Origin of the sequence: Exiguobacterium sp. RIT341 (assembly GCF_000632205.1) — a bacterium.
In the GTDB taxonomy this organism is placed as follows: domain Bacteria; phylum Bacillota; class Bacilli; order Exiguobacteriales; family Exiguobacteriaceae; genus Exiguobacterium_A.
In genome coordinates this window covers 97625-110458 of record NZ_JFYW01000010.1, presented here as the reverse complement: position 1 = coordinate 110458, position 12834 = coordinate 97625, and the positions used below count along the sequence as shown (strand labels likewise).

Sequence of the window (12834 nt, the reverse complement as noted above, 5' to 3'; positions counted from 1 at the left end):
GAATAATGCCCTATTCAGGGAAAAACTAACAGTTTTAATGAAATGTTATGTGATTGTAAAAGAAAAGTGGAACATTTTTAATCAAATCTTCATCTGAAGATAAACTAGCGAAGGAGCGCGTTGTATAAAACAAAAAAGAAAGATATCCTAGATCAACAAAACCTAGAATACCTTCCTTATGTGTTACATTCGCTTCTAACTCGTTTCATTATGCTTGGAATGATTGAACGTCCAATGGTTTAGCAAGAGCTGTTTGAGCAAATGCAACGAATTGTCCGAAATGAGCACTTGTGTTATGAGCTTCGATCGCAGCTTGGTCTTCCCATTTTTCAATCATCATGAAGACATTTTCGTCTTCTGTACTTTGGAACAGATCGTAGCTGATGTTTCCAGCTTCAGCACGCGATCCTTCTACTAATGTTTTAGTTGCTGCTAAAAATTCTTCTCGTTTTGCGGGTTGTACTTCTAACTTTGCTTCGATGGCGATCATCGGAAAGCCTCCTTTGTAATTTCGTTAACTTAAGCATCGTAGCACCTCCCGATTCGTTACGCCATAAAGATGCTCGGACGATTGATGATATTTAATTACGGGTATTTATAGAGGGAATTATTACTTTGTACCACATCAGAGAAGGGAGCAACGAAGATGCGTGTTGAGGTATTTTACTTTGAGGATGACGGACATATTCCGAATAACCCTAATTTTCCGGTGTTGATTTATCGGCATGCATTTGAAGAACCGTCACGCATCGAACAGACTTTCCATTCACATGACTGGCGCAATAGCTGGGTAGATGGCATTTTTGATTTTCATCATTATCATAGCATCGCCCATGAAGTGATTGGTATCCTCGAAGGACATGCGACTGTCCAACTCGGTGGTCCACTCGGTAAGACCTTCACCTTGACGAGTGGAGACGTTCTCTTACTTCCTGCAGGCACAGGACACAAAGCGCTTGATACAAGTCGACACTTCCGTGTGATCGGTGCCTATCCGAATGGTCAAGACTACGATACGTTGACCGGGCAAACAAGTGAACGCCCGGAAAACCTTCAGCGTATCCGCCAGGTAATGCGTCCCAAAAAAGATCCCGTCCTCGGCGATCATGGTCCCTTATTTGAGCATTGGTGACGTCTCTTTCTCTTGAAGAAGACGTTTTTGTTCAGAGTTCGCGTGGTAAACCCTACTATTGTCTCTCTACTTAAAGGAGGAATTCGATGAACGCAACAGAAAAGACGCTAATACTTGCTGCATTAAAGCAAAAAACAGTGACGTTTCCCGATCAGACGCACGTTCGGGCACTTGGACAAGGCACATGGCGGATGGGAGAAGAATCGGAGAAACATGAAGCTGAAATCGAAGCACTCCGCGTCGGTCTCGACAGCGGGATGGAACTCATCGATACGGCAGAAATGTACGGGGAAGGTGCTTCTGAAGAATTAATTCGTGACGCGATCGCTGATCGACGCGAAGAAGTCTTTCTTGTCTCGAAAGTCTATCCGCATCACGCTGGTGGGGAAGCGTTAAAAAAAGCTTGTTCCAAATCGCTTGAACGTCTCGGTACGGATTATCTTGATCTCTATCTTCTTCACTGGCGTGGCGACATTCCACTTAAGAAAACCGTTGAAGGACTGGAAGCCTTAAAACAAGAAGGCAAGATTCGCCGTTGGGGTGTATCGAACTTTGACGTATCAGACATGAAAGAAATGTTAGCATTACCGAACGGTGATCAGTGTGCTGTCAATCAGGTACTCTATCACCTCGGCTCACGCGGAATTGAGTATGAACTGCTCCCGTTACTACGCGAACATGGTATTCCAGTAATGGCGTATTGCCCACTAGCTGAAGGTGGTTCACTGCGTGATCAACTCCTGAATCATCCGACCGTCGAGGAACTCGCTGAGACACATGGTGTTGAACCGGCACAGATCTTACTTGCTTGGGCGATGCGTGAAGGTGACGTCATCGCAATTCCTAAAGCAGGACAAGCACATCATGTCGAAGCCAACGGTCACGCCGCACTTTTGAATTTAACAAAAGAAGAGCTAGCTGCACTTGATCAAGCGTTCCCAGCACCAACAAAAAAAGAACCACTCGATATCGTTTAAGGAGGTCATTTTCATGACAAAACATGTTCAACTCGGTCAATCTAACCTATTCGTTCACCCAATCGGTCTCGGTACGAATGCTGTCGGTGGACACAACTTGTATCCAAATCTTGATGAGCAAGCCGGACGCGATCTCGTTCGTGTCGCGTTACAGCAAGGGATCAATTTCCTCGACACAGCTTTCATCTACGGACCAGAACGTTCGGAGGAACTCGTCGGTGAAGTCTGGCACGACACGGTCGCTCGAGAAGATGTCGTCCTCGCGACGAAAGGTGCGCATCAGTTCGTTGACGGAAACGTCGTCATGAACAACTCACCTGACTTTCTCCGTCAATCGGTCGAAGATAGTTTAAAACGTCTTAAAACAGACTATATCGATTTATATTACATCCATTTCCCAGATGAATCGACACCGAAGGATGAAGCCGTCGCTGCACTTGCTGAACTGAAAAAAGAAGGAAAGATTCGCGCGATTGGTGTCTCGAATTTTTCACTCGAACAACTGAAGGAAGCGAACAAGGACGGACATGTCGACGTCTATCAAGGAGAATACAATCTGTTTAAACGGGATGCAGAAAAAGAGTTACTTCCATACATCGTTGAGAACGGCATGTCCTTCGTTCCGTACTTCCCACTCGCCGCTGGATTATTGGCAGGGAAATATACGAAAGAGACGACGTTTGATGATTTACGAAAAAACGACCCGTTGTTCCAAAAAGACGTCTTTGAACAAAACCTCGCAAAAGTCGATCAACTGCGTCCGATCGCAGACGCACACGATGCGGAAGTCGCACACGTCGTACTCGCCTGGTATTTGGCACAAGATGGCATCGATGCTATCATTCCTGGTGCGAAACGCCCGGATCAGGTGACAGATACGTTGCGTACGTTAGACGTTCAGTTATCGCAAGAGGATATCGAAAAAATCGACCAAATTTTTAGCTGATCGTTCTCTTCTTATGCACATGAGCAGAATAGGCGAAAAATCATGCTGAACTTCGTATGATGGAGGCATGGAGGCGATTGATCATGAAGCACCATTTTCATTTAACTGCAGACTGGCCGGGAAATCGCAATGATGTCGGTCAGATCGAGACAGGTGAGTTAAAAACAAAAATTTCAATTCCGGACGCTATGGATGGTCCAGGGGTTGGCACGAATCCAGATGAGATGTTGCTTGGGGCAGCTGCTACATGCTATATCATCACGCTTGCCGCAATGCTTGAGCGTAGTAATATCCCCAAAGTCTCCTTAACGATGGAATCTGAAGGCATCGTTGATGTCACGAACGGCGTCTTCACATACGATGCGATCATTCATCGTCCGAAACTCTTATTACCAGCCGATCTGTCGGATCGTGATGTGGAGAAGGCGCAACGTCTCGCTGAAAAAGCAGAAGGTTCGTGTATGATTACGCGGGCACTGGCTGGTAATGTCAAAGTATCGCTTGAGGCTGTGGTAGAGAGAATCTCAAATTAACAAACAAAAATCATCGTTTAACTTTTTAGTTGAACGATGATTTTTTACTTTATTTATCTACTTATTGGTATATTATTGATGATTTAATCATTTTAAATACCATTTACTATTATTCGGAGGATAACCATGTCTTATTATGAAACATTACGTTCTTCAACTGAAACTAACTCACAATCCGATGCAATAAGTGTATCTGTACCAGCACATGACTACACAACAGAATTACTTACACACCTCAATCAAGTACTGTATCAATCTTTAGACCATTTCCAAAAACAAGATAAACCTGATCAAATGGTTGAAACGGTCAATGAATGGCTCATGCATTTAAATCAACCTCTGATCGACTTGCCACTTCATCGTGAACTCACTACTAGCACAACACATGCTTTACCTACACAATATAAAAATTCTTTGCGTGCTTGGGAACTCATTGCTCCTGGCCAACTGGAACAAGAACAGTTATTGCATCATATTAGTCAAGAATTATGGACAGCATCTGCTGCCGATTGGATGGTGAGTTTTACACGTCATTCTGGAGTACAGACGCTTGTCCCAGCTTTGAAGGAAGCAGAAGCTCAAAGCAAATCAATCCGCATTTTGACTTCATTTTATATGAATATTACAGAAGCGAAGGCTATCCGACAGTTGATGGAATTCAGAAATATTGAAGTAAAAATTTATGAACCGATAAAAAAAAATCATGCGTTCCATCCGAAAGCCTATTTATTTTCTCGTCCTGATCAGTTGGATAGTGCTATTGTTGGGTCCTCTAATTTATCAAAGTCGGCTTTAACGCACGGTATGGAATGGAATATTCGTATACCTTCTACACCCGTCACAACATTAGTCACTCAAGCGAAAAACTTATTTGAACAACTTTGGAACAGCCCAGAAGCGACTATTTGTACAGAAGAATTATTACTTCAATACGAACAGTACCAACAAGAAACACCACCTATAAAATCATTTTCTATCCGCGATACAATTGCCGAACCCGCTGTCGATTACAACGTTATTGAACCGAACCTCATGCAGATTCCGGCTTTAGAAGAACTCGATCGTTTACGCGAGCGAAAAGAAACAAAAGCAATGGTCATTGCGGCAACTGGAACTGGAAAAACGTATTTAGCAGCATTTGATGTCCGTCAAACTCAGGCTAAAAAAGTATTATTTGTTGCACATCGTGGAAAATTACTATCACAAGCTGAGCATACATTTAAACAAGTTTTTTCAAATGAAAATTATACATTTGGTAGATATTCAGGATCACAACAAATTCAAGATGCACAATTTACCTTTGCTACCGTTCAAACACTTTCAAAAGAGGTTCACCTTAATCAATTTTTACGGGATGCGTTTGACTACATCATTATTGATGAATTCCATCACGCTTCATCTGCTTCTTACCAAAACATTCTTGACTATTTTACGCCTCAATTTTTGCTTGGAGTAACAGCAACACCAGAGCGTATGGATGGTCAAAATATCTTCCAGCTTGTTGACTATAATATTGCTTACGAAGTTCGTCTGTATGATGCCTTAGCACAAGATTTACTTTCACCATTCCATTATTTTGGCATTCAAGATGATGAATCGATTGATTATTCTCTTATTCCTCAACAAAACGGCTTTTATGTAGAACAGGATCTGGTTGTTGCACTCGAACGCTCAACGCGAACAGATTATATTGTTGAAATGATTCGTAAATTTGGGTTCAGTGGTAATCAGGCTGTTGGATTAGGATTCTGTGTCAATATCAATCATGCAGAGTTTATGGAGAAGGAATTTAAACGACATCAGATTGAAGCAATGGCTGTTACAAGTAAACAGTCCGAAGAAGCACGCGAAGAAGCCATTCGCCGACTAGAGGATGATCAAGACCCACTGCAATATATTTTTACCGTTGACTTGTTTAACGAAGGAGTCGATATTCCAAAAGTCAATCTAATGCTATTTTTACGTCCAACGGAATCCCCTACTATTTTTATTCAACAATTGGGTCGAGGCTTACGTAAACACAGCTCAAAAGAATTTGTTACGATTTTAGATTTTATCGGAAATAGTCAAAAAGCTTTTGTTGCACCACTTGTGTTAGCTGGTCAACAATCGTTTCATTCTATTGATCGTTATAAAATTGCTACTGCTGTAAAACAACATTTTCCGATTCTACCCGAAGGATCTTTAGCTATTCTGGATTCAATTACAGAAAGATTTATTATTGAACAAATGAAAAAAATAGAGTTTTCAGCTAGCAAACAGCTTCGTGAAAGTTATCAACGATTGACACGTATGATCGGAAATCCTCCGAGTTTAAATGATTTAGTTACGCACAAAGACGCACCAGCTATTGAGAGTATTGTTCAGCAATGGAGAAGTACATTACGTCTTAAACAACTTGAAAAACATGCTACCGATGAAGAACTACGTTTACTGCAAGATGATACTACACGCAAAATTGTTGAACAGCTCGAAGGACTATTCCCAATTCGTGAGCCTTTCAGCTTACTGATTTTAAAACAGTTACTGCGTCATCCTTCTGCTTCAGTACAAGATATTGAACAAGAAGTTTTCAAAGAATTTGCCTTATCGACGAATCATTCTTTTTCAAAGCGCCCTATTATTCATCATCTTTTTAAACGCTGGTCTACTGCGTTAAAAAATGATCGTATTCAATTACTAGATGCTGTATCAGAAGAGCACTATCGCTTTTCAAATACAGTCGTCCAAGCACTTCAACAATCAACTGAATTGCGTTCATATATGATGCATTTTATCCAAGCAGGTCTACTTGCATTTCATCAACTACCAGATCGAATTAATTGGTTGATCGAAGACCAGGCGTTTCTATTACATCAAACATACAATCGTTCTGTTATCCAACGTCTTCTATGTTCACCAAGTCAGGAAGGTTCTTGGCGTGAAGGTGTAGCTCAAGCTGGTAACGACTACATTTTATTTGTGAATTTACACAAAGATGAAGCCATTGATGAGCAACTGAAATATAACGATTATTTTTTAGATCAATATCGTTTCCATTGGCAGTCTCAAAGTAATGCAACTGCTACAGGTAAAGCGGGTACTTTATATCAAAACCATGAGAGCGAAGGAATTCGTATTCATTTGTTTATGCGTAAAGCAGATAAAGAACAAGGAAAAACGCTACCGTTCACATACTTTGGCCAGTTAAAGCATCTTCAAAGTACAGGTTCTAAACCGATTAGTGTGACTTGGTCACTTCATTCTCCACTATCAATTGAACTGTTTAAGGAGTGGCAAACTCTTTCTTAATGTACTCAACTGCAGGAATATCGGCAGGAGCCCATTCAAGCTGATCAAGGTCTGAAACAGCCACCCAGCGAAGCTCTGCATGTTCTACGGCAATCGGTTCTCCTGTTACGATTTCAGCTTCAAACGTATGCAATGTAACAATAATAGCATCGTACTCGTAAGTCGTTTTTTCGATTGGTTGCTTGACCTTAATATTACATTTTAATTCTTCATTGATTTCACGAACTAACGACTGTGAGGGCGTTTCATGTAACTCAATTTTTCCACCAGGAAACTCCCATAAGTTGGGCAATGACATTTGGCTACTACGAAGTGCACATAATATTTCATTATGATCGTTGCGAATGACAGCACCTACAACTTGAACTTGTTTTTTCATTTTTTATGTTTCACTCCAAATCATTATAGATTTTTTAGTTCTCTGCTTATCATAACAAAAACCGTTATTCCTTTGACTTATGCAAAGAATAGCGGTTTTATTTATATACCAGTTATCCACATGTGGATAACTCCATTTATGGTATAATTATGCCACTTATCCACAAGTAGAAATGAGGAAACTTACATGTCTCGTGAACTTTATCCGATCGTTGTCAAACCAGAATGGATTGAATCGATTCGAAGCGGGTATCCCGCGTTACGCAAGGAAATGTTCGAAGCCTTACAACATGTCAAAGAGGCAGGCGGACTGCTCCATCTGATGACAGAACATAAAGAATACCTCGCGACTGGTTATTTTGGCAAGCAAGAAAAAGGTGTCGGTTGGACTCTCTCAATGGACGAGCAAAAAGCGATTGATGTCGACTTCTTCAAACAACTTTTTGAACAAGCATTAGACAAACGAAACGAATTTTTTGAAGAGTATTCAGAAGCCTTCCGTATTTTTAACGGTGCAGGAGATGGTATCGGTGGTTTGACAATTGATTGTTACGATCATCATTACCTTATTACATTCGAAAATGAAGGCATCTATACATTCCGTCCATTGATTCTTGAAGCTCTTGAATCACTACTGAATTACAGAAGCATTTATGAAAAACGAGATTTCCTCGTCGATCTTCAACCCGTCAAAGGCGACGACTTTTTGAAAGGGGAACGAGGCGATTTTCCTGAAGTCGCACAAGAATACGGTGTGTTGTATGAGTATGACTTGGATGCTGGTATGCGGACTGGTTTTGACATTGCCCAACGTGAACTTCGCCGAATCCTTCTCGATTCCGTCGAACGAAAAACCGTACTTAATCTCTTTTCTGATACAGGAACATTAACGGTAGCTGCCCTTTATGGTGAGGCTACTCAAACGACAAGCGTTGATTTCTCGACACGTAGTCGAAATAAGACAAAAGATAATCTTGTGTTGAACAGTTTTACTCCTGAGAAACAGAAGATTTTAGTTCAGGATGCGTTCGACTACATCGAACAAGCGGATAAGAAGACTCGTTTTGACGTCGTCTTGTTCCATCCGCCCGTACAAGTCAATACACGAACACGTCAGTTTCGGACCGAACAGGATCTCGCTCTTTGGATCCAAAAAGTCATTCATTTGACGAATCGCGGAGGACTGCTTGCGATTACGACAGATAGTCCCGCTCTTGATGCGTCACAATTGAAAAAAGCTGTGGAGCAGGCGTTCAACAAGTTGCGTCAAAAATTTGAAGTCGTATGGGAGCAGCCGGAGCAGAAAGATTTCCCGACTCCTCCTTCCATGCCACAACTCAATCCAAAAAGTATTCTTGTTCGCCGTAAATGACGTGTTATCTAAAAAATCCGCTACTGAATTTTTCAGTAACGGATTTTTTATATTTTAACAGGAAATGTAAAATGAATGGAGAATCATTTTTAATGGGTTGGATATACACTCACTTTACCAAAGTGTGATGTTTGATCAAATCGTTGATAGAGATCGTTTAACGCATCGCGTTCATAGGGAATCTGCTCTTCAATCCGTATTTCAATCACTCCTTCTTCCACTAAACGAATGAGTTCTGCTAAGTGATGTTGCTGTTGCTTCATCTCCTCTACTTTTCCTTTTAGCAACGGGAGCGCGACGAACACAGCTTCGAGTGACAAGGCTTTACTATGCATCATCGTTAAATCTTGTGTCGTCCGTGTCGCGATCGAAATGATGCGTCCCCGCTCTTTTGCGAGTATGAACGATTCTTGTAAATGGTCACCACCCACTGTATCAATGATGACGTCGAATCCATCCAGATCGAGTCGTTTGAGCAATGTTTCAGCTGATTCTTCCTTGTACCGGTGAATGCGAATCCCTTTTGCTTCCAGCCAAGCTGCCTTCTCGTCAGAAGAGGCGCTCGCTGTAACGTCACAACCATAATGACGAGCCAGTTGAACGGTAAGATGTCCCACTCCACCCGTTCCGCCTGCTACATATACGCGGATTCCTGGGGTAATCGCGATTCGCTCTTTTAAAATTTCCATTGCCGTCAATCCAATCACCGGTAAACAACCAGCAACCTCAGCCGATACCCCTTCCGGTCGTAAGACTGCCATTTGTTCAGGCACAAGCATTTCTTCCGCTAACGCACCGGCGCGTTTTCCAAGTCCACCGCCGAATGCGACGATGCGATCGCCGACAGAAAAAGACGTCACACCCTCCCCGATTTCAATCACTTTCCCCGTTACATCACCCTGGAGAATTCCAGTCGTTGAAGCCGCCGCCACATGTCCGAAAAACATCTTCGTATCAAGTGGATTGATGCTTGACCCCTCGATTTGAACCCGTAATTCGTACTTCCCCGCTTTTTCGGGTGTGACGTCTTTTTCTGTAAGTGATGCATTTTTTCCGTACTGATCGACTACGAATGCTCTCATGAAGAATTCCCCCTTTTTCAATATTATTCTATCATGATTCAGAATTCTCTCACATTAGTCGTTCATGCTATGATGAAGATATCTTATGACGAGAAGGGACGTTTTTGATTTGAAACAAGAATTGATTGATCGTCTAACTACATACGTGAAAGTCGATACACAGTCGAACTATGAGAGTATGACTGTTCCAACGACAGAAGGGCAATGGACACTAGCTCGTTTGCTCGTAGAAGAATTAAAGACAATTGGCATGGAAGAAGTCACCGTTGATGATAATGGTTATGTCATGGCGACATTACCTGCCAATACAGACGCAGACATTCCAACAATCGGTTTTCTCGCTCATCTCGATACAGCGACAGACTTCACAGGTACGAATGTCCGTCCACAACTCGTGGAAGCGTATGACGGAAATCCCATCACGTTAAGTGAAGTGCCGTCCGTCATTCTATCGCCAACTGATTTTCCTGCACTGCACAACTACGTCGGTCACACCTTGATGACGACAGATGGGACGACATTACTCGGAGCCGATAATAAAGCCGGAATCGCAGAAATCATGACAGCCATGCATCATTTGATTTCACATCCGGAAATTAAGCATGGTCGCATTCGTGTTGCCTTCACACCTGACGAAGAGATTGGTCGTGGACCACATCACTTTAATGTCGAAGCGTTCGATGCCACGTATGCTTATACGGTCGACGGCGGTCCGCTTGGTGAGCTTGAATACGAGAGCTTTAATGCGGCGGCGGCTAAAATCGTCTTCCACGGAACAAATGTCCATCCGGGAACAGCAAAAGATAAGATGGTCAATTCGCAGAAACATGCGATGGCGTTCCACGATCGTCTTCCCGGAGAAGAGTCTCCTGAATTCACGGATGGTTTTGAAGGATTCTTCCATCTGATTTCATTTGACGGTTCGGTCGAAAAAACGACGCTCGACTACATCATTCGTGATTTTGATCGTGAAGCCTTCGAGGGACGGAAACACTTCTTGTCTGCCCTTGTCGATGAGTGGAACAAAAAGTATGGTGCTGGTAGTGTGGAAATCGACTTACACGATCAGTACTACAACATGCGTGAAAAAATTGAGCCCCACATGCACATCGTTGATATTGCTCATGCAGCGATGGAGTCGCTTGATATTACGCCAATCGTTAAACCGATTCGTGGTGGAACAGATGGATCACAACTCTCATACATGGGACTTCCGACACCGAACATTTTTACCGGCGGTGAGAACTATCATGGCAAGTTCGAGTTCATCTCTGTGGATAACATGGTGAAAGCAACACAAGTCATCATTGCCATTGCTCAAGGTTTTGAACAAGCTTCGCACTAATCAAAAAGCAGATTCTCAGCGCTGAGAATCTGCTTTTTTCACGTCTGCCGTTGTTGTTTTTTCAAACGATAGATATAACCAATCAACAAAAAGATAATCAACGTCGAGGCAATCATGAGTTCCTTTGACCATTCACCGACGAAGGAGTTGGAATTTTCCTCAATCTCTCGCTCGGGCATCTGTTCTTTCATCCGATCTGCTTGGCGCTTCGTGATTTTAAAGCTGTCTTTCCACTTCCACGTCTTTTCTTCTCCTTCAACACGGATATTAATGTGATACGTACCTGGTTTTAAGATTCCCGTCGTTTCAATCGGTGTTCTCATGTAAATCGATGGAGCAAATCGAACTTCCATCTTTTTACGAACGACAACTTTTTTACCTTGCGTGACGATGGCTTCGAACTTCATGGGCTGACTGATCGTCGGTACCTGATTGGCTAGCTTAACGAAGACGGTCGGTCTAGAAAAAGACGATTTCGCCTCTACCCCTTCGTACGTAATCTCGGGCGCTAGTTCTTTAATCGAAGATCGGACTTTCAAACCGATGATGTAAGAGTGACGATTTTGAATACCGATTGTATTTTTTTCAGCTGTTTCTTTTTCTGGTTTCTTCTCTACCCGAACACCAGCTAACAAGGTACCGTCTAAATCGTTCACAATCTCAAGTGGTAAAGAAACGACTTTCGATTCGCCTCCTTTGATGAACGTCGATTTTGTATTCGGTTGGATGAGGTCCGTCAAGGAAGTCGGAGCTAACGGGACAGGTTTCTTTTGATCGTAAACAATCAAACCATTATCGTTCGTCGTCGCATTCCGGATTGATGTCAAAAACGTATTATCCTCCGGTCCGTGATTGAAAATTCGAACTTGAATATTCGTTTTTTGTTTCGCTGTCATACGTAAATCAAAGTACGAGACACCCGAATCGACTTGATAGGTATTCGGAACGGCTTCAATCGAAAAATTGACACGATCTTCCGCAAAACTAGTCGAAGGTATGACGCAGAATAACAATCCATAAAGTAGTATAGCAAGACAACTGATTCCCCATCGTTTCATCTTTTTCTCCACCTGCTTTCAAGTCAATTCACGACATCCGTAAGCGTCCAGTCGAGTGTTGCGGTATGCGTGCCTTTCACTTGAGAATTGATTGGTACATTGAGTTTGATGTAATCGTTATCGGTTCCGTTACCCTTCCAGTAAATTTGCCAAGTTGAGAACGTTCCTTCTGGGGATGTTAATATCGTTTGCGCATCTCCTGCATTTCCTGGTGTCAATGTTATGTCTCCTGTCGTAGGTGCCGTGAATCCTGATACATTCACTAGTGTTTGAACAGTTCCAGCATCAATGGATAACGTTGAACCAACTAACGAGGGGGCTCCACCTTCATCTATAAAGTCTCCCAACTTCACGGTCACTTCCCATTCTGTCGGATTGACCCGACGATCCGTTACTTGGAGAAATGGTTTTTGATCGGTCGCCTTAAACTCAGCTTTGTTAGAAAGCAATTCGTTTGATCCAAAATCAAAGTTAGGCGCATAATCGAGTGTCAATGGTCCTGTATTTCCTGTAGGTGTGTTTCCGCCGTTTTTGTCTGGTTCATATGGATTATTCGGGTCCCGATCATCTGGATCCACGATGACCGGTGCTTCATTCGTCGTGAACGTGATTTTTGCCGTCGACTCGCCAGTAGAAGTCGCTGCCCATCCAGTAGTTGTTCCTAAAACCAAAGCCGTACTCATCAATACCGTCGAAACAGCGAAACGTTTCTTCATTTCT

Annotated in this window: 12 protein-coding genes; 7 read left to right on the top strand and 5 right to left on the bottom strand. The window is 42.5% G+C overall.

What is annotated here, in order from left to right; all coding sequences use genetic code 11:
• Nucleotides 1-208 precede the first annotated feature (208 nt).
• Nucleotides 209-490: a putative quinol monooxygenase gene (locus BW42_RS12935; protein ID WP_035411908.1), complete on the bottom strand. Its 282-nt coding sequence runs from the start codon at nt 488-490 to the stop codon at nt 209-211.
• Between the two features lie 156 nt (nt 491-646).
• Here BW42_RS12935 and BW42_RS12930 point away from each other — a divergent pair, with 156 nt between their 5' ends.
• The 5 genes from BW42_RS12930 to BW42_RS12910 all read left to right on the top strand — a co-directional run bounded on the left by BW42_RS12930 (nt 647) and on the right by BW42_RS12910 (nt 6879).
• Nucleotides 647-1132, top strand: a complete 486-nt coding sequence (locus tag BW42_RS12930) for a cupin domain-containing protein (protein WP_035411904.1) — start codon at nt 647-649, stop codon at nt 1130-1132.
• Nucleotides 1133-1218: 86 nt separating this feature from the next.
• Nucleotides 1219-2109: an aldo/keto reductase gene (locus BW42_RS12925; RefSeq protein ID WP_035411901.1), complete on the top strand. Its 891-nt coding sequence runs from the start codon at nt 1219-1221 to the stop codon at nt 2107-2109.
• A 13-nt stretch (nt 2110-2122) separates the two neighbouring features.
• On the top strand, nt 2123-3055 hold the full coding sequence (locus BW42_RS12920) for an aldo/keto reductase (RefSeq protein WP_035411898.1): 933 nt from the start codon (nt 2123-2125) through the stop codon (nt 3053-3055).
• 80 nt (nt 3056-3135) lie between these two features.
• Nucleotides 3136-3588, top strand: a complete 453-nt coding sequence (locus tag BW42_RS12915) for an OsmC family protein (RefSeq protein WP_155960205.1) — start codon at nt 3136-3138, stop codon at nt 3586-3588.
• A 126-nt stretch (nt 3589-3714) separates the two neighbouring features.
• The gene (locus tag BW42_RS12910; protein ID WP_052019149.1) at nt 3715-6879 is read left to right on the top strand and encodes a DUF3427 domain-containing protein; all 3165 of its coding nucleotides are present in this window, start codon (nt 3715-3717) and stop codon (nt 6877-6879) included.
• On the opposite strand, the gene BW42_RS12905 is transcribed toward BW42_RS12910, so the two are convergent.
• A complete protein-coding gene (locus tag BW42_RS12905; protein WP_035411892.1) occupies nt 6854-7258 on the bottom strand; it encodes a (deoxy)nucleoside triphosphate pyrophosphohydrolase in 405 nt (134 codons plus the stop codon). The two genes, BW42_RS12910 and BW42_RS12905, sit on opposite strands and share 26 nt — an antisense overlap.
• A gap of 186 nt (nt 7259-7444) precedes the next feature.
• On the opposite strand from BW42_RS12905, the gene BW42_RS12900 reads away from it, so the two are divergent.
• Nucleotides 7445-8629 (top strand): class I SAM-dependent rRNA methyltransferase, encoded by a 1185-nt coding sequence (locus BW42_RS12900; protein WP_035411889.1) that lies wholly within the window; start codon nt 7445-7447, stop codon nt 8627-8629.
• Nucleotides 8630-8718: 89 nt separating this feature from the next.
• Here BW42_RS12900 and BW42_RS12895 read toward each other — a convergent pair whose 3' ends face one another.
• A complete protein-coding gene (locus tag BW42_RS12895; RefSeq protein WP_035411886.1) occupies nt 8719-9711 on the bottom strand; it encodes a zinc-binding dehydrogenase in 993 nt (330 codons plus the stop codon).
• 109 nt (nt 9712-9820) lie between these two features.
• Here BW42_RS12895 and pepT point away from each other — a divergent pair, with 109 nt between their 5' ends.
• On the top strand, nt 9821-11056 hold the full coding sequence (gene pepT, locus BW42_RS12890) for a peptidase T (RefSeq protein ID WP_035411883.1): 1236 nt from the start codon (nt 9821-9823) through the stop codon (nt 11054-11056).
• Nucleotides 11057-11094: 38 nt separating this feature from the next.
• Here the strand turns inward: pepT and BW42_RS12885 are convergent, their stop codons facing one another.
• Together BW42_RS12885 and BW42_RS12880 are read right to left on the bottom strand one after the other, a co-directional pair.
• A complete protein-coding gene (locus tag BW42_RS12885; RefSeq protein ID WP_035411880.1) occupies nt 11095-12114 on the bottom strand; it encodes a DUF916 and DUF3324 domain-containing protein in 1020 nt (339 codons plus the stop codon).
• A gap of 23 nt (nt 12115-12137) precedes the next feature.
• Nucleotides 12138-12830 carry a WxL domain-containing protein gene (locus tag BW42_RS12880; protein WP_035411877.1) on the bottom strand — a complete coding sequence of 231 codons (693 nt, stop codon included), beginning with the start codon at nt 12828-12830 and terminating at the stop codon, nt 12138-12140.
• Between the last annotated feature and the right edge of the window lie 4 nt (nt 12831-12834).